At 51.3% G+C, this 19,999-nt stretch carries 19 protein-coding genes; 10 read left to right on the plus strand and 9 right to left on the minus strand.

The features are described from left to right. Window positions 1-5: 5 nt before the first annotated feature. From C1A09_RS07545 to C1A09_RS07555, 3 genes are all read right to left on the minus strand, one after another. Entirely contained in the window at window positions 6-707 is a 702-nt protein-coding gene (locus C1A09_RS07545) for an L-2-amino-thiazoline-4-carboxylic acid hydrolase (RefSeq protein WP_007571988.1), read from the minus strand. Next, complete coding sequence (locus C1A09_RS07550; protein ID WP_007571986.1) at window positions 704-1,558, minus strand: class I SAM-dependent methyltransferase; 855 nt, start codon at window positions 1,556-1,558, stop codon at window positions 704-706. The genes C1A09_RS07545 and C1A09_RS07550 overlap by 4 nt, the downstream gene beginning before the upstream one ends. Before the next feature lie 132 nt (window positions 1,559-1,690). Then, window positions 1,691-2,302: a TetR/AcrR family transcriptional regulator gene (locus C1A09_RS07555; RefSeq protein WP_007571984.1), complete on the minus strand. Its 612-nt coding sequence runs from the start codon at window positions 2,300-2,302 to the stop codon at window positions 1,691-1,693. Window positions 2,303-2,552: 250 nt separating this feature from the next. Here C1A09_RS07555 and C1A09_RS07560 point away from each other — a divergent pair, with 250 nt between their 5' ends. The 3 genes from C1A09_RS07560 (at window position 2,553) to C1A09_RS07570 (ending at window position 4,472) form a co-directional block, all read left to right on the plus strand. Further along, window positions 2,553-3,362, plus strand: coding sequence for a KilA-N domain-containing protein (locus C1A09_RS07560; RefSeq protein ID WP_007571983.1), 810 nt, complete (start codon window positions 2,553-2,555; stop codon window positions 3,360-3,362). A gap of 56 nt (window positions 3,363-3,418) precedes the next feature. After that, on the plus strand, window positions 3,419-3,973 hold the full coding sequence (locus C1A09_RS07565) for a Crp/Fnr family transcriptional regulator (protein ID WP_007571982.1): 555 nt from the start codon (window positions 3,419-3,421) through the stop codon (window positions 3,971-3,973). A gap of 79 nt (window positions 3,974-4,052) precedes the next feature. Next, complete coding sequence (locus tag C1A09_RS07570) at window positions 4,053-4,472, plus strand: DUF4405 domain-containing protein (protein WP_007571980.1); 420 nt, start codon at window positions 4,053-4,055, stop codon at window positions 4,470-4,472. Window positions 4,473-4,483: 11 nt separating this feature from the next. Here C1A09_RS07570 and C1A09_RS07575 read toward each other — a convergent pair whose 3' ends face one another. Next, a complete protein-coding gene (locus C1A09_RS07575; RefSeq protein WP_225719305.1) occupies window positions 4,484-4,753 on the minus strand; it encodes a hypothetical protein in 270 nt (89 codons plus the stop codon). A gap of 189 nt (window positions 4,754-4,942) precedes the next feature. On the opposite strand from C1A09_RS07575, the gene C1A09_RS07580 reads away from it, so the two are divergent. The 7 genes from C1A09_RS07580 (at window position 4,943) to C1A09_RS07610 (ending at window position 13,970) form a co-directional block, all read left to right on the plus strand. Continuing rightward, window positions 4,943-5,602, plus strand: coding sequence for a recombinase family protein (locus C1A09_RS07580; protein WP_007571976.1), 660 nt, complete (start codon window positions 4,943-4,945; stop codon window positions 5,600-5,602). A gap of 322 nt (window positions 5,603-5,924) precedes the next feature. After that, window positions 5,925-7,175, plus strand: a complete 1,251-nt coding sequence (locus tag C1A09_RS07585) for a DUF3575 domain-containing protein (protein ID WP_007571972.1) — start codon at window positions 5,925-5,927, stop codon at window positions 7,173-7,175. Then, window positions 7,172-8,200: a DUF5119 domain-containing protein gene (locus C1A09_RS07590; RefSeq protein WP_007571970.1), complete on the plus strand. Its 1,029-nt coding sequence runs from the start codon at window positions 7,172-7,174 to the stop codon at window positions 8,198-8,200. Before C1A09_RS07585 ends, C1A09_RS07590 begins: the two co-directional genes overlap by 4 nt. 58 nt (window positions 8,201-8,258) lie before the next feature. Continuing rightward, a complete protein-coding gene (locus tag C1A09_RS07595; protein WP_007571968.1) occupies window positions 8,259-9,287 on the plus strand; it encodes a fimbrillin family protein in 1,029 nt (342 codons plus the stop codon). 145 nt (window positions 9,288-9,432) lie between these two features. Next, on the plus strand, window positions 9,433-10,401 hold the full coding sequence (locus tag C1A09_RS07600; protein ID WP_225719302.1) for a fimbrillin family protein: 969 nt from the start codon (window positions 9,433-9,435) through the stop codon (window positions 10,399-10,401). Between the two features lie 46 nt (window positions 10,402-10,447). Further along, on the plus strand, window positions 10,448-11,590 hold the full coding sequence (locus C1A09_RS07605) for a fimbrillin family protein (protein WP_225719301.1): 1,143 nt from the start codon (window positions 10,448-10,450) through the stop codon (window positions 11,588-11,590). Window positions 11,591-11,615: 25 nt separating this feature from the next. Beyond that, the gene (locus tag C1A09_RS07610; RefSeq protein ID WP_007571963.1) at window positions 11,616-13,970 is read left to right on the plus strand and encodes a DUF4906 domain-containing protein; all 2,355 of its coding nucleotides are present in this window, start codon (window positions 11,616-11,618) and stop codon (window positions 13,968-13,970) included. Between the two features lie 389 nt (window positions 13,971-14,359). On the opposite strand, the gene C1A09_RS07615 is transcribed toward C1A09_RS07610, so the two are convergent. The 5 genes from C1A09_RS07615 to C1A09_RS16730 form a co-directional block, all read right to left on the minus strand. Then, the gene (locus tag C1A09_RS07615) at window positions 14,360-15,490 is read right to left on the minus strand and encodes an acyltransferase family protein (RefSeq protein ID WP_007571958.1); all 1,131 of its coding nucleotides are present in this window, start codon (window positions 15,488-15,490) and stop codon (window positions 14,360-14,362) included. A 177-nt stretch (window positions 15,491-15,667) separates the two neighbouring features. Continuing rightward, window positions 15,668-17,074 carry an OmpA family protein gene (locus C1A09_RS07620; protein ID WP_007571956.1) on the minus strand — a complete coding sequence of 469 codons (1,407 nt, stop codon included), beginning with the start codon at window positions 17,072-17,074 and terminating at the stop codon, window positions 15,668-15,670. A gap of 52 nt (window positions 17,075-17,126) precedes the next feature. Continuing rightward, entirely contained in the window at window positions 17,127-18,584 is a 1,458-nt protein-coding gene (mobV, locus tag C1A09_RS07625; protein WP_007571955.1) for a MobV family relaxase, read from the minus strand. 222 nt (window positions 18,585-18,806) lie between these two features. After that, window positions 18,807-19,649: a hypothetical protein gene (locus tag C1A09_RS07630; protein ID WP_008654966.1), complete on the minus strand. Its 843-nt coding sequence runs from the start codon at window positions 19,647-19,649 to the stop codon at window positions 18,807-18,809. After that, entirely contained in the window at window positions 19,639-19,959 is a 321-nt protein-coding gene (locus tag C1A09_RS16730; protein ID WP_370738724.1) for a hypothetical protein, read from the minus strand. The genes C1A09_RS07630 and C1A09_RS16730 overlap by 11 nt, the downstream gene beginning before the upstream one ends. Window positions 19,960-19,999: the final 40 nt, after the last annotated feature.

Consider the following 19,999-nt stretch of genomic DNA (forward strand, 5'->3'; position numbering starts at 1 on the left):
TCTCTCTATCCGTTGTTGGTAAATTCCTGTAAATCTTCCGGCCGGATTACAACAGCCCCGTCAGCCGCTCCCCGCTCTTTTGTCAGCCGGAAATCGCAGCACGAAGCACCGTGTGCCAATGTGCGGGTCCGTGTCAGCCGGATACCGAGTACATCGTGTGTGATATAATCATTCACGCAGAAATAGGGAAAAAAGCACTCGACGCCAATACGGGAACAGAGTTCGGCGACCGGGCACCGGGCAATGTCCATACCGACATCGAACGTATCGTCCGCATTCGGCAACACGCAATCGAACAGCCAATCGTCCTCTGTGGAAACATGCGAAGCGGAAGCGATGCGACGCACATAGTCGGGCGAACACAACATTTCGCGTATTTCCGAAATTTTTTCAGAAGGGATACTCGACAACGTGAGCTTTTTCAATGCTTTCTGCGTAACAATGGAAAGTTCTGCCGGACTCCATCCTCTGGCCGACAGTTCTTGCCACAGACCGATCTCATAGGCTATACCGATAATGTTTTTCACCCATGGTGATGTCGGCGGGACATCCGGAATGATTGCGGAGATACGATGAAAATTCTCGACAGCCGCTTCCATCACGGAATCAACGGATTCGACCGACAAACGGGATGCCAGTTCTTCCCTGAAAAATTCTTCGAACCGTTCCAACATTGGGAGATAAGGTTCAATCGTCGTCTCTTTCATCTTTCATGGAGAATTGCCGCCGTGTCACGGGAATTCGATACGATTTCATATCCCAACATCGAACTGAACTTGTAGCACAGCCGCGTCATCCGTCCCAATATTTGCCCGAAGAAGAAGCCCCAGCGCGGACGGAAAAACTTCATGTAATTGGCCTGTTCCAAAAGGCGTAGGCGGGGTTCCCATTGTTCTACCAGACGCCCGTCGCTCAGACCGGAGCGGATTTGCGCCTCGTGTTCACGGAGCGAATCGGGTTTCACTCCGTGACGGCTCATCATCGTACCGCAGACGTCGAACCACAGTTCGCCGCCCCCGAAACGCTCGGCCACATGGTGCAGAAATGTTTTTACCTGCTTTTCATAGAAATACATCAGCACGCCTTCGACCACGAAGATGAAATGCGCATCGGGATGCCGGCGACGCAGGTCGTCCAGCCAGCCGGCATCCAGCAGGGAGGCCGCAATGTAGGGGTTGCCCGGCTGCTCCGGAATCAGCTCGCGGCGCAGCGCGATGACTTCCGGCAGGTCCATGTCGTAGAATACGGCCTTCCCGTCGCCGATACGCTGGAAACGGGTGTCCAGACCACAGCCCACATTCACCACCACCGCATCGGCGTGCTTCCCTATGAAGCGGCGCACGGCACGGTCGAAAAACCACCCGCGCACGACGCAGCCGACCTCGCTCAACTTCGCCCCGTCGAAACGGGAGTAGTCGTATTCCAGACTGTCCACCAGCCCCTCCGCAACCTTGTCGTTCAGAATCGGGTTCTTTCGGCGGCTCTCTTTCGCCCTGTAATAGAGCGGAATGAGCAATGTCTCGGCGACAATGCTCTCGAATTTATGTCTCTGTTTCATTTGTTATGATATTTATTAATGAACGATATTCAGATTTGTTCACGAATAAAAAAAGAGGAAACCTTTGTGAAGATTTCCTCTTTTCCCGCTGCCCCGTTACGGCAGCTTGTCCGTATGTGTCTTTTCTATCTGTCATACCTTGATAATGGCCCTCCAACCTTGAATTTCAAACAGAATATAGTCATGCAGAATGGATTCCATTTCCTGTTTGGGCACCGCGTGCATCAACAGCTCCTCGAACAGCGTGAACATCCACACCGTATGCAGGTGAATGATAAAATCGGACACAGCCGTATTTATATTCGGGTACTTCTTCTTCATGGCGGCGAACCATGCCTTGACCAGCCCGGTCGAACGGTCGGTGTAGCTTTCGCGAAAATGTTCCAGCGAAGAGCCTTGGGCACGGAACAACAGGATCTCCAGCAGGCTGCGATGCGTTTCGATGAGCGAAACGTATTCGTCGATACAGGCTTTCAGGTATTTTTCGGAACGCATCGTCATCACGTCCTCGCCGCGTATGCCGTGATGCTCCTGCAACATGGCTTCCATAGCGTGCAGGACGGGACGGACCACTTCACAGAACAATTCGTCCTTGTTCCGGAAATAATTATATATGTTCCCCACACCGACACCGACGGCTCCGGCAATCTCGCGCATGGAGGTCTTGGAATACCCCTGCTGCCCGAATCGCTGTTCGGCGACTGCCAATATGCGGCCGCGTATGTCTTCTTTGAGTACCTGCATAAATAATGAACGATGTTTCCGTTTATATTTTTGCAAAAGTACGGGGTTTGAATTTACTGGACAATACCTATTTATGGTGATTTTACATGATTGAAATAAGGGAAAAGCAGGTATTACCGGAGGTAGCGAAATACCTTGTCTATATCCTTGTCTATATCCGAAAGGAAAAGTCATATTGTTCATTGAAAAGGAGAAAGTCTCATAGATTATAATTACTTTTGTACATAAAACCCAAAGAATCAAATATAAAATGGCAAAGATTACAGTAAAAGACACAAGTGTCACAATTATATCAGTCAACGAGAATGATTATATCAGCCTGACAGACATAGCAAGATACAAAAGCGATGACCCGACTGCGGTTATCGGGAACTGGCTGCGTAACCGGAATACAATAGAATATCTGGGTATTTGGGAGAGTTTGTACAACCCGAGTTTTAAACCCCTCGAATTCGAGGGGTTTAAAAAGGAAGCCGGGCTGAACGCCTTTACCTTATCACCGACAAAATGGATAAGTACGACAAACGCAATAGGCATACTCTCCAAATCGGGACGCTACGGCGGCACTTACGCTCACAAGGATATAGCATTTAAGTTTGCAAGCTGGATTTCCGTTGAATTTGAACTGTATATTATAAAGGAGTTCCAACGATTAAAGACCGAGGAACAACAGCAACTCGGTTGGTCAGCCAAACGGGAACTGTCGAAAATCAACTACCGCATACATACCGATGCCATAAAACAGAACCTTATCCCGGCAGAGGTAACCGCCAAACAAGCCAGTATTATCTATGCCGATGAAGCCGATATGCTGAATGTGGCGATGTTCGGTATGACCGCCAAGATGTGGCGTGAGCAACACCCCGAACTGAAAGGGAATATCCGGGACTATGCCACAATCAATGAGCTTATTTGCCTCTCAAATATGGAAAACCTCAATGCAGTATTTATAGACCAAGGTATTCCGCAGGGTGAGCGGTTGATTAAACTCAATCAGATAGCCATTCAACAGATGAGAATATTGGGAACTGGCGGCAGCGAACGCAAGTTATTAAAGTAGATGAGTCTCTATCAGAATTTGTGCCGAGTACGTGATGAACAATACACTATCAAACCATGACGAATAAAGATGAAATGACAATGAACTCTGATAAAAACGCCTATTTTCTATCGCTTCCGGAGATAACCGAATTATCCGTTCCTCCTAAAACGATATTGTTGGAAGAAGGCAAGGTAGCCGACAGAATGTACCTGATCCGGAAAGGTTGCCTGCGCCTGTTTTTCAACAACGAAGGACGGGACATCACTTTCCAGTTCTTTTTCGAAGGGGATTTCGTCGCGTCATTCGACAGCCTGTATCAACGGACACCGAGCCTTTTTTCCCTGGAAAGCATAGAGCCGGCAGAACTGTCGGTTATGAAGCGGGAAGATTTTTTCAGAAACCTCGGACAGAAGCCCGCGCTACGGCAGATATATGAGGAAAAAATCATCGAACGCTTCCATGTTTATCAGCGGCTCTTCCTTTCCCGCATAAAGAACACCCCCCAACAACGGTATGAAGAACTGCTGAAAGAACACCCCTCTATCATACAGCGGATTCCCCAGCATTATATTGCCTCCTATTTGGGGATTACTTCTGTTTCCCTGTCGAGGATCAGAAACAGGCGATAGTTCATTTCTTTACATTTGTTATCGTCCGGTTCCAGTCGAAGATGCGAACTTTGCCGCATCTATTAAAACCGAAAGACAGATGAAAAAGATTTTTATAATAGACTGGAGCCTGATTCCCGTGTTTGTCCTGTCCGCATACTCCGGAATCGAATTGCATGTGGCCGACTATGAAGGCAATCACGAGGTATGGCATAATTGGGCAGTTTTCCATGTCCTGACGAGCCTGCTGTTCCTCATGGCCTCCATATTTCATATAGCGACGCATTGGGGCTGGTACAAGGGAACTGCCAAGAACGGAATAGGCCGGAAAAGCAAGGTCACGGCGGTACTGTCGGTCCTGTTCCTGTCCGTGGTTCTGACCGGATTTGCCCTGTTAGGCATAGAAGGAGCAGGTTCCCCGGTCGGGCAATGTCATTTTTGGGCAGGAATCGTTACAACTGTCCTTTCTATCGGCCATATACTGAAACGCCTTCCGTTGCTACGCAAATCATTGAAATAAGCACAACCTATTCAACGGACAACTTCCGGACAAAGCGTTCTTACAGAAATCGGGGTACTTATTACAAATGCGGCTTCTTGCTTACTGTCGAGAAGACCGCATTTTTCTTTATTTTTCGGCATATCATTCGATTTCAGCATTGCTCGTCCAACCATTTGGGGCATCCGGTCCATTCGTTGCCCCTTCAAATCCGGCATCAGAGAATGGCTGTTGTCATAGGCACCGACTTCATGCAGTTCCACGAATGAGGCATTTCCTCCGTAACGGTTTATGTTTTTCACGAGCTTACGGCCTGTCCGGAGAAAACATACGTGCCAGTTTTTCCCGACGAGATTCCGAAAAGACATTAAAATAGTTGAAGAATAAAATGTTACGCATACAATTATGTACAGAATCCTTTCATTTCGAACCATCATGCCTTATTTATACCGGACGGGGGCAATGTCGCTCCCGTAAAATAATTAAGGATTATGATAATAGGTTATTTAAGGGTCAGCACGGGCAAACAGAACCCGGCTAACCAACAAGACGAGATCCGGCGTTTCGCCGACAGTAGAAATCTTTCCGTCAGCCAGTGGGTGACGGAGGTCGCCAGCGGCAAGAAGAAGGGGTGCGACCGCAAATTAGGGGGACTGATACGGCGCATGAAACGGGGCGACACGCTGATTGTCACGGAAGTTTCGCGGCTAAGCCGCACGCTGACGGACCTCATGGCCATCATGGGCAAGTGTCTGGAGAAGGGAATCAACCTTTACACAACCAAGGAGGGGTATTCGTTCGACAACTCCATCAACAGCAAGGTACTTTGTTTCGCGTTCGGTCTGGTAGCGGAAATTGAACGCAACCTGATTTCGATGCGCACGAAGGAGGCTCTCGCCCTCCGGAAAGCCGAGGGTGTCGTCCTTGGTCGGAAAAAAGGCAGCTACACGAAAATGAACGTGCTGATCGAAAACCGAAAGGTCATCGTTGGCATGTTGAAGCGGAACTGTACGATTGCCGATATATGCAGGCGTTTCGACATTTCGCGGGATACATTCATGAAATTCCGTAGCCGCTATAAGGAAATAGATAAGGCCATGAAAGAGAAAGAGATAAGACGGAAAGGGGAGTTGCAAAAACGGAGGGTATGATTTTACGTTGGTTAAATCGTTCGTTTTCAGCCACAAAATTACAAAAACACGAATTATCCACAAAAAAAATCTGCAAAAAATTGCGTTTCAGTTCTTTGAGTAGGACAAATTTTCCCGGAGTGTCCGAATAATACGACCTTTTTTCCGATAGTCTTTTTAACGAACGATTAAACCAACAAATAAATCGGCATAACTGACAGTTATCCGGCTGATTATTTGTTGGTTCGGTGCTTTTTTACCTCTAAAGAAAGAAGCACGGCACGGACAAACGTACAGAGATTGAATAAATAGCTGATATAAATAAATTGGCATAGACAGAATTATGACAATGAAACGAATACTGTTATTATTTCTTTTATTCTGCGGCGGGTATGTTCATGCGCAAGAGTTGGACTCGGCCCGTATCCATTACCGGCAGGGCCACAGGGAAGTGGACATGCTCTTCCGGGACAACCGCGCGGAACTGGAGCGTTTTATCCGCACCCTGCGTGAAGAACACGGTGCGGACCGCCTTGAAAGCGTCGTGATACGCTCGTGGGCATCGCCCGAAGGTGTGAACCGTCTCAACGGGGTGCTGTCAGAGCGCAGGGCCGACTCCCTGAAATCCTATCTCGTGCGCCACGCCGGAATCCCCGACAGTTTGATCTGCATACATGGAGAAGGTATTGCGTGGGACATGCTGCGCCAAATGGTCGCCGCCTCGGACATATTATACAAGGAAGAGGTGCTGCATATCCTTGACCATACGCCCGTATGGGTGTTCGACAAGGCAGGTCGCGTAGTGGACGGACGCAAGAAACAGCTCATGGACCTGCGGGGCGGTATGCCGTACACCTACATGCTGGAGAATTTCTTTCCCGAACTGCGCTCCAGCCTCTCGGTGGCCTGCTACCGGAAACCCGAACCGCCCGTAAAAGTCATTTCCCAAAAAGAGACGAAAGTGAAAGAGCCGGAACCGGCCCTGCAACCCGATAGCGTGGCGGAACCGGCCTCCGAGCCGGCAACGGTGCGGAAGGAAGCGACCGTGCAACCGCATAGACCGACAGTACAGCGGTTGGCCGTTAAGACCAACCTGCTCTACGATGCGATACTGATGCCTTCGCTCGAAGTGGAGTACCGTATCGCCGACCGTTGGACGGTGAACCTCGAAGGCGACATGGCATGGTGGAATAATGACGGCAAGCACAAATGTTACCAAGTAGCTACAATCAGCCCGGAGGGACGCTGGTGGTTCGGACAGAAGCAAGGCAGCCCGTGGCACGGCCACTACCTCGGCGTGTTCGGCGGCTTCACGTGGTACGACCTTGAAAACGGCAAAGAGGGCTATCAGGGCGAGGCCGAAATGGTGGGTGTCAGCTACGGCTACATGTTCCCCATCGGACGGCGGCTCTCGCTGGAAGCCGGTATCGGTCTGGGGTACATGCACAGCAAGTACGAAGAATATCTTCCCATCGACGGGCACTACGTGTACCAGCAGACAAACCGAATGAATTACTTCGGTCCGTTGAAACTGAAGTTTGCCCTTGTGTGGCGGTTGTGGGATACCGATAAAAAGAAAGGAGGCGCACGATGAAAGCAACGCTACGATATACCCTCATGGGGCTTACGTTTGCAGGATTGACATTCCTTTCCACGAGCTGCCGGAAAGACCTGTGTTACGACCACGACGAGCATGGTCTTTCCGTGAAGGTGAATCTCTCTTCCGACTGGGAACAGGAATGGGAACGTACTTACGCCTATGACTGGGAAAAATTGTGGGAAGAGGACTGGAAGTACGACTATGAAGATTTGTGTCCTGCTCCGGCCGACGGAATACGTGTCCAAGTCTATACCAGCGACGGACAGCGTATAGAGAGCAATCTGCCCGATGAAGGAGGACGGATCGCCATGCCGGAAGGCACGCACGAACTGTTGTTCTACAACAATGATACGGAATATATCGTGTTCGATGGCGTGGCCGCTTCGGAATCCGCCACAGCCACCACACGCGGCGTGACCCGGAGTTCTTTCCATGAATTGCACGCGGGGGAACGTACCGTGAACCAGCCCGACATGCTTTACGGGGCATACATGGAAGAATACACGGCAGAAAAAACACTTGCCCCGACGGAGCTGCCGGTTACCTTGCGTCCATTGGTTTACACCTATATGATACGTTACGAGTTCGAAAGCGGACAACAATACGTGGCCTTGGCACGCGGAGCCTTGGCAGGCATGGCCGAAACGGTCTATCTGAACGATGGGCATACCGGAGAAACCGCAGCCACGGTAATGTTCGACTGTACGCTGGAAGATTACGGAGCGGAAGCGCTGGTACAGTCGTTCGGCGTACCCGACTATCCGGGTGAACATTACGGACGAAACGGTACGGACGGGCGAAGGTACAGCCTGAACTTGGAGGTGAGAATGGTGAACGGCAAGTTCAAGACCTTCGAGTTCGATGTCACAGACCAAGTGAAAGGACAACCACGGGGTGGCGTTATCGTCGTGAGCGGGCTGTCGATTTCCAACGACGAGGGGCTGGAAGGCGGAGGCAGCTTTGACGTAGATGTGGACGGCTGGGGAGAATGGGTGGACATACCGCTGCCCATTGACTGAAACGAATAAAACAACAGGTACTAAATAACCAAATTTTTAATTTAATTTTTTACATCTTATGAAGAAAAGTTTTTTTGTGCTTGGAGTGGCTGTAGCAGCACTGGCAAGCTGTACGAACGAAGAAGTTGTGGATATGCCGCAGAGCCGGGCGATCCAGTTCGGAACTTTCGTGAACCATTCAACGAGAAGTAGTGTGACTGAAACAACGGAGCAGAATCTTCAGAAGTTCTTCGTATTCGGAAACTATGATGATTCATGGACTTCCGTATATACCAATGTTCAGGTAGACGGAGGCACTGTAGGAGCGGAGGGGACGGTTTGGAATCCCACACAGACTGCTTATTGGATAAATGGCAAGAAGTACCGTTTTGGCGCTTACTCCAATGGTGGTAATAAAATTGAGAATGCAGAGTTTAATGCAACCTCTCGAGTGTTGACATTCCCAAATTACTCGGTAGACAATACGAAAGATTTGATTGTGGCTATACCCCAAGAGGTGACTGCAAAAGAAGCTAATAATGGTCCGGTAAACTTATCTTTCTACCATATGTTGTCGCAGGTGAAGTTCACGTTCAAGAACACGGACGCTTATGACTACACCATGAAAATCTCCGACATCAAGGTGAATGCAGTAAAAACAACTAATGTTACAGCGACTTATGCCGAAAGCGGGAAACCAGATATCAATTGGACTACTCAAAGTGTTTCAACAGAGGACTATGATTTCGGAGCATTAGGGGATATTGCCGAAGAATTTAAGGACGCTACCCACACTACGACCTGCTTTGTCATTCCACAAAGCAACGAAAATCTGGAAGTAACCTTTACCGCAACTTTCTATGATGCAGCAAATAAACAATTAAGTGAAAATCAGTTCAAAGGAAAATTGGCATATAAAGGCGATGTTAGCGGCACAGTACAGAACCAATGGACTGAAGGTTTCAAATATAACTATACAGTAGAAATCAACGGTAGCACGATTGATCCGGAGTTGAAGGAGCAGGTAATTGAGTTCAAAGTTATTGATGTAGATGAATGGGCTGACGCATCAAATAGTGATGTAACCCCGGAAAACGCCGGAGAGTAATCGCTTGCATCAATAGCCGAAAAGACATCACATCAGGCTATGAGGGGTTGAATGTCCCCTCATAGCCACTAACGGGAGTGTTGCTCCTTATTTACGCTACCGGTAGCGTCAGAAATAACCGGATATAAAGAAACAATGTATGATTATGAATAACAACCTATTCAAAACCTTGTTCATACCGGCTGTCGCCTGCCTGCTGGGAGCCTGTACGGAAAGCACGGGCCCGGACATGGAAACAAGCGGCAACAGCGGGGCGATCCGTTTTGCCGGTCCCGCCGTGACACGGGCCGCCATCGACGACGCGGACGGAATGTTGACCGATGGAAACTCGTTCAGCGTATGGGGGAACTACACCGACGGAACGGGCGGTACGGCCACGAGCGTGTTTAACGCCGAAAAAGTGACATACGTTTCCGGCATGTGGGGTTACGAGGGCACGAGATACTGGCTCCCCGGTAATACCTACGACTTCTACGCCCTTTATCCGTCTGTGGAAACGCTGGGCGATGCCGTGTCCTCCGCCACCTGCACGGACGGCACATTTACCGTCAAGGGCTTCGACGCCACGAAAGGACACGACCTGATGACGGCGAAAAAGACGGGTATCTCCGTCATGGCAGGCCAGACAGAGCCTCCCGGTCCGGTAGCCCTCAAATTCCAACATTTGCTGGCACGCATCACCTTTGCGGCACGCAGTGAGGGTGGCAACGCCACGGTACATTCCATCTCCCTTGAGGGGCTGGATGTCAAGGGAGATTACGACAGCGGCAAGGAACCCCTGTGGAGCAACACGGCAGAGGGAACCGTCAGCGTGGAGAAAGAGACTTCCGTAACTCCAGCCGGAAATGCGGACGTGTCGGGCGACCTGCTACTCATTCCGCAATCGCTCACGGACGGGGTGAAACTGACTGTCACCTACGATACCGATGCCGAGAGGGGAAAGACCGCTTCCTACACCTTGCCTGCCACCACCGTGAGCATGTGGGAGGCGGCGAACCATTACCGTTACTCGTTCACCCTCACCGGCGGAGGCTATATCGTGTTCGACCCGCCCACGGTCAACGCATGGAGCGACGCCATAGGCGGGAACGTAACCATCGACGTGACCCAATAACCCAATTATAAGCTATCTGTAACTTGACGATAAAATGAACATCCAAATGAAGCAACGATACATACTTCCGGCTCTCCTGCTTCTCTGCTCCGCCTGCCAGCAGGAGGAATGGGCGCAGCCCGAAGCCGACAGTCCCGACGCCATCCACTTTGCCGCCCCGGTCATTACCGTGGAGAAACTCACCCGGAGCACGTTCCACGACGCATTCCCCACCGGCGGCACGTTCGGCGTACTGGGCTACTGCGTGCCTTATCAGCGTGGCAGTAACACCGAAAAGGACTGGGCATCGGGCAGCGCGAACTGGGGTAACAAGAGCGGCAACGCCTTCCCCGACGTGTTCTTCAATCAAGCCGTCACCTACAACGGCTCGGCCTGCACTTATGACTATAATAACAGTGGCGGCCCGCGAAAATGGTACAACACGACGGAAAATCCGGCGGCGACCTCCCCCGACAGCTATCGGTACACCTTTTTCGCCTATTACCCGAAGGACGGTTTTACAGTGGAAAGTCCCGCCAGCGCCACCACACGGGGCGTGCCGAAACTGACGTTCACCATGCCGTTCGGCGAGACGGGCGATGTAGCGACTACCACGTTGAACGACATGCAGACACCCGACGCGATGGTTTCCGTCGTCTATAACCACCTGCGTACCACGGGGAACGTGGGCTTCAATTTCAGCCACATCATGACGGGCTTGGGCTTCGCCGTGAACAACTACAATTACGGAGATGAAAAGAAGGAAACTGTTACCGTCAAGCGTGTTACCTTGTCGGGCCACTTCACCCGCTCGATTACCATCGATTTCAGCAAGAATACCAACGAAGAGGGATTCTACACCTACAGCGGCACCTATCCCGGCACATACGAGATATATAACAACGAGACAGGGCTTGCAGTAGCTCCCAACAGTTCCGTCAGCCCGATAGGCGACAAGCACCTGCTTCTGTTGAGCAACGCCACGGACGGCACTTATTTCGGCAAGGACGTGGAGGTTTCCGTCGAATATACCTACAAAGGGGCGGATAAGACCGCTACAGCCGAACGTCCGACACAGTTCCAGCCCCGTGCGGGTGTCCGCTATACGGCGCAGCTCAACTTCGTGGGCGAAACCTTCGCGCTGAACTTTATTGCCGCCGATAACGAGTTCTGGGAAGACGGGGGCGACAGCGACGTCTCTATCCAATAAAACAACAACCGAAAACAGCATAAAGATGAAAAAGATACTTTATTATTTCCTGCCGGTGGCCTCCATGCTCTTGCCGGCAGCCTGCACCACGGAGGAGGACTTTGGCGGCGGTACCGTTCCGCCCGGCGACGGATTCACCATCGAGGCCGTCTGCCAGAACATGCTGCCGCAGCAAGTCGTCACCCGCTCGGCCATCGCCAAGGACGACAAGGAGAAGCGCATCAACCAGCTCTACCTGTTCTTCTTCGACGAAAACGGCGACTATCTGGAATCGAGCAACACGAAAGTATTCTCGCCGTATATGGCTCCGTCGGCGAATACGACCAATGTCAGCATTCCTACGGACGTGTTTAAAGATCCGGCACTCGCAAAAAAAACTACCATCTACGCTTTGGCCAACGTGACTCCGGAGGTGGTAACTGATGCCAACGGCGACGGTTATCCCGATAATTTCCCCCAATATAGCAAAGACGGGAAAAAGCCCAAGGAGCTGCTCGAAGCGTTCGTGTACGATCCTGCCAATTATACTCCTAACACCCGCGATGACATCACGACCCTGCCCAGCACGGGAATGCCGATGGCGGGCAAGAGCGCGACCGTGAACCTCACCGAGAAGGGAAGCCTCACGATGCAGCTCAAGGCACTGATGGCCCGCATCGACATCAACATCAGTATCGATTCCGACCACTCGGACGAGAGCGGACAACTGCCCCGCCTTTCCATTGCGGAATGGGGCGTGTACAACATGCCTACCGCCGTACCCCTGACCGAGCCTGCCGATGGCCAGACCAGCCTGACTACCGATGAGCCATACCGCAATGTAGAAAACATACAGAGCGATGCCGTCGTTTACAACCACGGCGGGGCCGCCTCCCTGACCTTCTACATGTTCGAGAACATGATTGAACCGGACGAAGATCCGGAAAACTATCAGTATCCGGCTGGAGTAGAGGACGATGTTGACAAGCAGCGGTGGAAGCCGAGACTTGTAGGCGAAAACAGTAAGGCTACCTATTTCAAGATGAGAGCCTACTACACTACCTATAACGGCGACCCCTCCCTGCCCGCAAATCAGGATAACACCACCATCGAGGCCGAATATACCTTCTATCTCGGAGGCAACCCGGTGAATGACTTCAAGGTGATACGCAACAGGCACTACGCCAACAACATCGTCATCAGCGGACTGACCCATGTGGGCAACAACCCGGACCACATCACCTTCGATGCCCGCGTCAACATCACCGAGCAGAACAACCCGTTCTACCTGTCCATGCTGCGCGAGCGTGACCACGACGCCCACTTCTGTATCACACCTTTGGACGTGTACCTCTTCGAGGAAGATGAGAATCCAAAGATGAAAGTCAGCATAGCCGACCCGGAAAGTCACACTTGGATACGCATGGAACGTGTGCCAGCCGAAAATATGGAGAATGGAACACTCTCTGCCGACATGAGTACAGATACCCATTTGGCGACCGGACAGAAATGGACTGCGGGAAACGGCAAACGCAAATACTTCACCACGGACTTGGTGACCAACACCCTTGCCCAAAACACCGAATACACCATCAGCAGGAGCCGTGACCGCATCTATTTCTACTTGGACGAAAACCTAAGCACGAAAGACCGCACCGCCACCGTCAACATCTCGTACACCGACAACAACACGCAGACGCCACGTACCCGTACCATTGAAATCGTACAGCACGGTCTGTTGCCGGTACAGTGGTATTATGAAGGCAGACTTCAAGGCACTATCTACGTGGAAGCCTATGAGGAATATATATCCCATTACGACCCCCTGAACGAGTTTGAAGGGGATTATATCTATGACGGTTTGGAATGGGGTTGTAATGGTGAATACATCGGAGGTCCGCTAAATAACGAATGGACGGAAGGAAACAAACATGGGGCGGCAGCTACCCGGCGCATTATTACCCAAGCTGGACAATCAGAAATGAACCTGAACGAAAAACCCCGCTCAGCGGCGGAATATTGCTATAACAAGAACAAGCGCAATGCCAATGGAGCCGTACAGGGCATGAGCAATTCTTCCGGTTGGTTCCTGCCCGGTATCTCCCAACTGGAAAGTATTCTTACCTCTTATTACAATACATACACGGAGTTCCAGAACAATTTCTACTGGTCATCGGCGGCAGCAAAAGATAGAACAGGAATATGGCCTGCGTATATCTATCCAGAGAGCACCAGCTATGCCCGTGCCACCAAGGCCCTGCCAGACGGTGGTTATGCAGAAAGTGATTGGGACGATATATACACGAATGATAACGGCACTACCGGTAAAGCACCCCGCATCAATAGACCTCTCCGCATCCGTGCAGCCTACGTACCGCCCAGTGGCGTAACTATCCAGTGACAACCGCCAAACTTTAATTCCGTGTCTTACTCACTGCCCGTCTGTAGGAAACCCCTCTACAGGCGGGCAGTGCTGTTTTTATTCTCCCGGTATGTCTTTGGCCTGTACAACCGACATGCACACGCACGTTTTATACGTCGGTCGGGATAGAAAAAGGTGTGACAATATCAAAAGAACCTATTCAACAAAAAGAGGTTTGTAGCCTCCCCAAAAGCCCCTCAAACCTATGGCAAAGGCATCAAGGGGCTTTTCTTCTATCAGCGAAACAGTAATAGACATTTGGGTTCGCGTTATCTGATTGTGTCGTCCGCAAAACACCTTCGGCGTCGGAACTTTATCTGTCATCCGACAGAAATACGATAATAAATATAGGATTTCTTTACCGCTTTTTATTTCTTCTTCAAGAAACGTTCCGTGAGCCATTTGCGCACCGGGAGATCATAGCACTTCAGGCAGGCATAGGCAAGCGCGAACGCCCCGACGAACGTGAGCAGCATGTAAGGAAGGCCTTCGGCAAGTGTCGCCTGACGGTTGAACGCCCATGCCGTATAAATATAGACCAGCGGATAGTGGGTGATATAGACGGGATAGGATATGTCGCCCAGAAACTTGCATACGGCAGCGGAGCGTTTGCCCGTTATCCTGCCTCCCGCTCCCATCGAGACGATAACCGGGAAAATGCAGATGATGCAGAAAGCCTCGTAAAGCCCGTTCATCCAATACCCGTCCTCCCCACCGATACGGGGCGCGGAAAGCACGGCGATTATCATCAGGCTGCACCACCCAAAAGCATTCTTGCGGGTGCGTATCAGCCAGCCAAGCCGGGACAGGAGCAGTCCGCCAAAGAAGGGGTACATCAGCCGGACCAGTCCCACGTACTGCTGTTCCCAGTTCAAAGCCCATCCGCCCACGATGTCGCCGGCAGGTGCGGTAAGGCAGCGGTGTACCGTGAAGCACGCCGCTATCGCCACGAGGACAGTCAATGCCGTCTTGCTGAACTTGCGGATGAACAAGGCGTACAATATGTTGCCGATGTATTCGTAGTAAAGCGACCATGCCGGCCCGTTCAGCGGGTGCATTTCCATCCATCCCCGGACGTCCCACTTCAGCGGCAGAGGCAGTAACGTACAACCCAGCAGCATGACCAGCAGCACCGCACCGGCGGACACGCCCTCCATTGCCGGATAACAGGGGGCATCCTGAAACCAAAAGAGCGCGGCTCCCACGATACTCCCCATGATCACCATAGGCTGTAGCCGGATAAGACGACGCTTGAAGAAGGTTCCCGTGCTCATCCGGTTCCAACGGTCATCGTATGCGTAGCCGATGACGAAACCCGAAAGCATGAAGAAGAAATCGACTGCCAGATAGCCATGATTGATAATCTGGTTCAGATGGTTGCCGCCGGAATGCGCTTCCAGCAGATGAAAGGCCACTACCATAGCAGCCGCCACACCGCGCAGTCCGTCCAGAATCTCGTAGTGCGGCTTCGAGGTCAGATAAGAGTTTTGCATGTTCATGAATTATACCGGTAAAAGACTGAATGCAAAGATAGTATATAATAAATAATTACGATGTTCGTTACCGATTAGAAAATATCAAACAGTCAGATTTCCGTTTAAAAAGAGAGCCGATCTTCACAGACAGGCTCTCCATAAACGAAAAAAAATGTTTTTATATCGTATGAACAAAAAGTATTATTTGAGATGCAGCATAACCTTTGTATGGCGGTTGGCCTCATTGGGCGCATAATCGGAAATGCCGCCTTGGTGAGTTTTGGTTATCTTGTCGCCCGACACCCCACGTTTGATTAATTCTTCAGCGATATAATCGGCTCTTGATGCACTCAAGACATTGTTTACGGATGCTGTTCCGGTCATACTGTCAGCTGCACCAATGACGCTTACCGATAACCCGTACTTCTTCGCTACTCTTGCCAACTCGTCGAGATTAAGCGTCTGGGAGGTATCCGTGAGACGCGCCGTATTGAGTTGGAAGAAGAAATACACGGGTGAGCCGATACACTCTTTTCCGTTCTGCATACGAGCCAAATATTGCATACAGAGTGTGTCTTGACCCGCACAAAGGGGAATTGTGTCGGCAGATTGTGTACCCTTCCCATCCAAGGGAGATTTCCCGTCCCACTTCCGGTTCTTAAGTCTCGCTTGAAGCGAGTTCAGACCGCTGTAATTGTTTTTGGGATAACGGTTGCCGTCGAATGCATCGTCGTCATCAAAAAGATGGCTGTACTTGTCGAGCAATCCTTCGATTTCCAGAATCTTTTTCAGCTCAGCGAGTGTCCGTCGGTCTCTGTCATGCTGCCCTGCATAAAGACGGTTCTCTTCCGACAAAGCATTTACGCGCTCGACAAGCCACTGATCGCGGCGGATATAAGGACTTGGGTCTATGGCGCGTTTCCAACCGACCCTGCCGATATGAAAAGAAAATCCGGCGGTAAGCGATAACATGTGGTCACCAAAACGGTTCTCCTTACCATACCCGTCGAAATCTTGGAAAGTGGTTGCGCCGGAGAGTTCCACGAGGGCGCTTACCCTTTTGGAAATCCGGTACTGCCCCTGTATACCATAAGAGACTGCAAACGGGTTATGCCCGTTGGTCGCATGATGCAGCAGCCCGATACCGGCAAAGGGAGCCAGATGCCAGCGTACCTGTTCCTGACGGGAATAACTGCCGCCGAGCACATTCCATAGCAGATCCGCATGGAGGTGGTGGTATTCCTGCACGGCCAGCGTACCGTCCTTGAACTGCAAGCCGCTATAATTTATGCGTGCGCCTACCCACGGGGTGAACCACTTGCCAATGGCAAGGCTATACGAGGGTTTCAACCTCCCGAACAGGTCTTCGCAGCCAAGCGGGGTGCCGAGAAAGGCCGTCGTGCCTCCGGCGATACTGACGAACCAGTTGCCGTTTCCCCGTGCCGGGACGACCACTCCGTCAAGATATGAGGGCTGTAACGGCTGCAGCAGTTCAGTGTCATCGTAACGGAACATGCAGCGTACAGTATCCTTCTCCGTGGGTTGTACATCCGCACGGGCTTGCAGCGTACAGAACGCCGCAAAGATAAAGATGATATTCTTTGTCATAATTCCAATTTTTTAATTGTAATCTATTCAGTTTTCAGGCAATCTTTGCCATTTATCGTTTGGGCTTTTTGCCGATGGCCGGACGCATCATGCGGCTCGCCATTCTCATGCAGCGGAGCGCCCATGCCCGGTTGTCCTCGTCGTCATCGCGTCCCCATTTGAGGTCACTGCCGCCACCACCTCCGCCACGTGTTTCGGCAAATGTAGTGGCATCATCGACCATGCCGAGGAACAACAGTGTGGCGCAGTGCATGACTTCCGTGCCTTGTTCTGCCACGGAGCGCACGAGGGTGCCATCGAACAGTTGCCGTTCGGAGGGCTTCATACGTGCCGACAGTTCCCGCCACTCATCGACCATGTTTTCCAGCATGGCATCCTTGAGCAGGCTGTCCACTTTGGAATGTACATCACGGGTGTATTCGTAGGCTTCTTCCTTAAGCTGTTCCGTGCGTTCCTGAATGGCATCCATATTCTCTTTGAGGTCGGAAAGCTGTCGGTCGGCAGTCTGTAACTTCTCCTGTTTGTCTGCCAGTTTCCCTTGGATAGCGACCAGTTCTTTTTCGAGTTTCTCTTTCTCGGCGGATATGGCCAAGGCATCGTCTTTTCGGGAGTTCATGTCATTTTCGAGTGCTGCCAGTTGGGCCTCCTTTTCGGATTTCTCTCGTCGCAGGTTTTCCACCATTGAAGTGAGACCCTTTACCCTGCGCTCTGCCAGCCGTATATCCGAATGAAGATCGGAAAGCACTTTTTGGTGGCGGTCAATATTCTCCTCGATAGTTGTACACTCTTCCGAGAGCATACGGCGGTATTCTTCCGTCGTCCTGTGCCGTGCGCCGGTCTCGGCGACGCTCCGGCCTCTCGCCATTCCCCATTTCGTGTTGACCTCGGCGAAAAAGTCCGTATGGAGCTGTTTCATTCTCGCACTATATTCGAACTTGTCCTTTCCGGCGAATATCTCCTTGTACGCAAACTTCCCGTCTTTGATTGGCAGAAGCGTGCAATGCACGTGCGGATTCAACTCGTCGAGGTGTACAATGAAGGCGGCAACATTCTGCTCTCCGTATCTGCCACAAACGAATGAATAGACATCCTTTGCCCAACGTTCGATGTCGCTCTTCCTTTTGATGCTGGTATTGTCCGCACCTTTTTCAAAATCCACCTTCTGCGTACCGAATGCGAGTTCGTGCATCCGCTCCCGCGAACCTCCAAAGATGATGTTTACCACCGTGCGGTATTTCGGTTCGATCAGTCCCTCGTTGGGGTCCTTTATTCCGCGACGGCCCAATATGTCCGCCATCCGTTCCGGGATATTACGGCTCGTGTCAATAGGGCGTATCTTGCCTCCGGACGCAATCTCGAAGTTCAGATGTTTGCGAGTGGGATCGTAGTTGCCCTTACTCATGGCGTACTTCTCTGCCTCTTTGCTGCGATTGCGCAGATGTTCGTTGCCTTGGGCGGCGGTGATTCCTTTCGACACTTGAACGTCAAGAACCTGTTTTGCATTTGCCATACTGCTTCCGTGTTATTTCGGACAATCCCCCGTGTCCCCAGCTTGCTGCTTGTACGGACACCCTTCCCACCGACGAATGTCGGTCGGGGTATTAGGCTCCCCCTTCCCTTTGTTCAGTGGCAGACGGGCAAGCCCGGATGCCTGCTATAACTGGAAGGATATTTGAACCTGAACCGGGGAGAATTGCCCGTGGTTATACAATCTTTGTCTGCGAATCCCTGTTCAACTTTCTTCCTGCGCCTTCGCTAAAAGCGATAGAAAGGGTTTACGAAGCGATTCGAGGCGTTCCGTCTCTTCGTCCATACCGAAATCCGTTCCATCCGGCTTTCCGTCGATAACAAGCTCTGCAAGCTCTTTCGAGGCTTCGATGAACGCCGCCCATTCCCCACCGAGATCGGACCGGAAGAACTGCACGAGCGGTGAGCCGTCGTCGAATCTCGACTTGCGCAGAACCCGCCATAGGGCGGCATGGGCGATACACTCCAAAACGGTCTCACGCAATTGTTCTTCTGATCGGAGGGTATGCACGGATGTCGTGCCGGAATGGTTGTCCGGATAGGCCCGGCTGTCCTGTCCGGTTATCTCCGCCAAGGTCTGACGCATGATTTGTCCGCATGATTTGCCGACATCGAAAGAAGTTGCTTTGCCAATCACCCAATCGTACAATATTCCTTGTATTCTTGTGGCAAAGTCCGTTTCTTTCTGCCCACTGTCCGGCATGTCAGGCGTGCCGATTCGCAGGTGCATGGTAATGATGACGCTTTTCGCCAGCCGGATACGTTCCAACTGCCCGAATGCTTCGAGCGTGTCCAGAAACGAGCGGACGGTGGCGCGGTGCCAATGCCACTCGGATGCAAGGTCGGAAACGGTCACATGGCACTGGCAGGGACCGAGGTCGTAGTCTTGTTTCCTTAAAAACGGGGAGACGAAACCTGCCAGCGATTTATCCAACAGGTCGCAGTAGGCTTCTGTTCTTGTTTTCCGCTCGCCGACTTTTTCTTTCAGATAGTCGAACACTTCCGTGTTGGCCAGTATGGTGGCGGGTGCTTCATTTCTATTTCTCATTTTCGTTCTGTTTTTGATGATTCATATCGTGCGGATTGTATGGACTGCCATTATCCGCATTATCATGGCAGTCTTGCGTGATGATACTATGATAACTGTCGGCTAATGCTCCGGGATATTCCAGCCATTCGAGGAATTTGCGCATGTCTGTCCTTTCGGACATGACCCTTGCCGACGGGTAGAACAGGGCAGCCAAAAGAATAAAGGCGATGGTTACGGACATCGTGTACAGATGCGGCACGAAGCCGATGACCAATGCCAAGAGCGCAAACCAGACGAAACGTTTCGGCCGGTCGAGCAAACAGCGCATCCATCGGTCCGCCCGCCGGAAAGAGGCCCATGCGGCACAC

It is taken from the genome of Bacteroides cutis, assembly GCF_900241005.1.
In the GTDB taxonomy this organism is placed as follows: domain Bacteria; phylum Bacteroidota; class Bacteroidia; order Bacteroidales; family Bacteroidaceae; genus Bacteroides; species Bacteroides cutis.

What these genes read in the sequence shown, in the direction of transcription:
- C1A09_RS07570 (WP_007571980.1), top strand. Translation starts at nt 4,053, where the DNA reads ATGAAAAAGATTTTTATAATAGACTGGAGCCTGATTCCCGTGTTTGTC.
- C1A09_RS07550 (WP_007571986.1), bottom strand. Translation starts at nt 1,558, where the DNA reads ATGAAACAGAGACATAAATTCGAGAGCATTGTCGCCGAGACATTGCTC.
- C1A09_RS07600 (WP_225719302.1), top strand. Translation starts at nt 9,433, where the DNA reads ATGAATAACAACCTATTCAAAACCTTGTTCATACCGGCTGTCGCCTGC.
- C1A09_RS07620 (WP_007571956.1), bottom strand. Translation starts at nt 17,074, where the DNA reads ATGACAAAGAATATCATCTTTATCTTTGCGGCGTTCTGTACGCTGCAA.
- C1A09_RS07610 (WP_007571963.1), top strand. Translation starts at nt 11,616, where the DNA reads ATGAAAAAGATACTTTATTATTTCCTGCCGGTGGCCTCCATGCTCTTG.
- C1A09_RS07585 (WP_007571972.1), top strand. Translation starts at nt 5,925, where the DNA reads ATGACAATGAAACGAATACTGTTATTATTTCTTTTATTCTGCGGCGGG.
- mobV (WP_007571955.1), bottom strand. Translation starts at nt 18,584, where the DNA reads ATGGCAAATGCAAAACAGGTTCTTGACGTTCAAGTGTCGAAAGGAATC.
- C1A09_RS07580 (WP_007571976.1), top strand. Translation starts at nt 4,943, where the DNA reads ATGATAATAGGTTATTTAAGGGTCAGCACGGGCAAACAGAACCCGGCT.
- C1A09_RS07630 (WP_008654966.1), bottom strand. Translation starts at nt 19,649, where the DNA reads ATGAGAAATAGAAATGAAGCACCCGCCACCATACTGGCCAACACGGAA.
- C1A09_RS07565 (WP_007571982.1), top strand. Translation starts at nt 3,419, where the DNA reads ATGACGAATAAAGATGAAATGACAATGAACTCTGATAAAAACGCCTAT.
- C1A09_RS07545 (WP_007571988.1), bottom strand. Translation starts at nt 707, where the DNA reads ATGAAAGAGACGACGATTGAACCTTATCTCCCAATGTTGGAACGGTTC.
- C1A09_RS07595 (WP_007571968.1), top strand. Translation starts at nt 8,259, where the DNA reads ATGAAGAAAAGTTTTTTTGTGCTTGGAGTGGCTGTAGCAGCACTGGCA.
- C1A09_RS07560 (WP_007571983.1), top strand. Translation starts at nt 2,553, where the DNA reads ATGGCAAAGATTACAGTAAAAGACACAAGTGTCACAATTATATCAGTC.
- C1A09_RS07615 (WP_007571958.1), bottom strand. Translation starts at nt 15,490, where the DNA reads ATGAACATGCAAAACTCTTATCTGACCTCGAAGCCGCACTACGAGATT.
- C1A09_RS07590 (WP_007571970.1), top strand. Translation starts at nt 7,172, where the DNA reads ATGAAAGCAACGCTACGATATACCCTCATGGGGCTTACGTTTGCAGGA.
- C1A09_RS07555 (WP_007571984.1), bottom strand. Translation starts at nt 2,302, where the DNA reads ATGCAGGTACTCAAAGAAGACATACGCGGCCGCATATTGGCAGTCGCC.
- C1A09_RS16730 (WP_370738724.1), bottom strand. Translation starts at nt 19,959, where the DNA reads ATGCGCTGTTTGCTCGACCGGCCGAAACGTTTCGTCTGGTTTGCGCTC.
- C1A09_RS07605 (WP_225719301.1), top strand. Translation starts at nt 10,448, where the DNA reads ATGAAGCAACGATACATACTTCCGGCTCTCCTGCTTCTCTGCTCCGCC.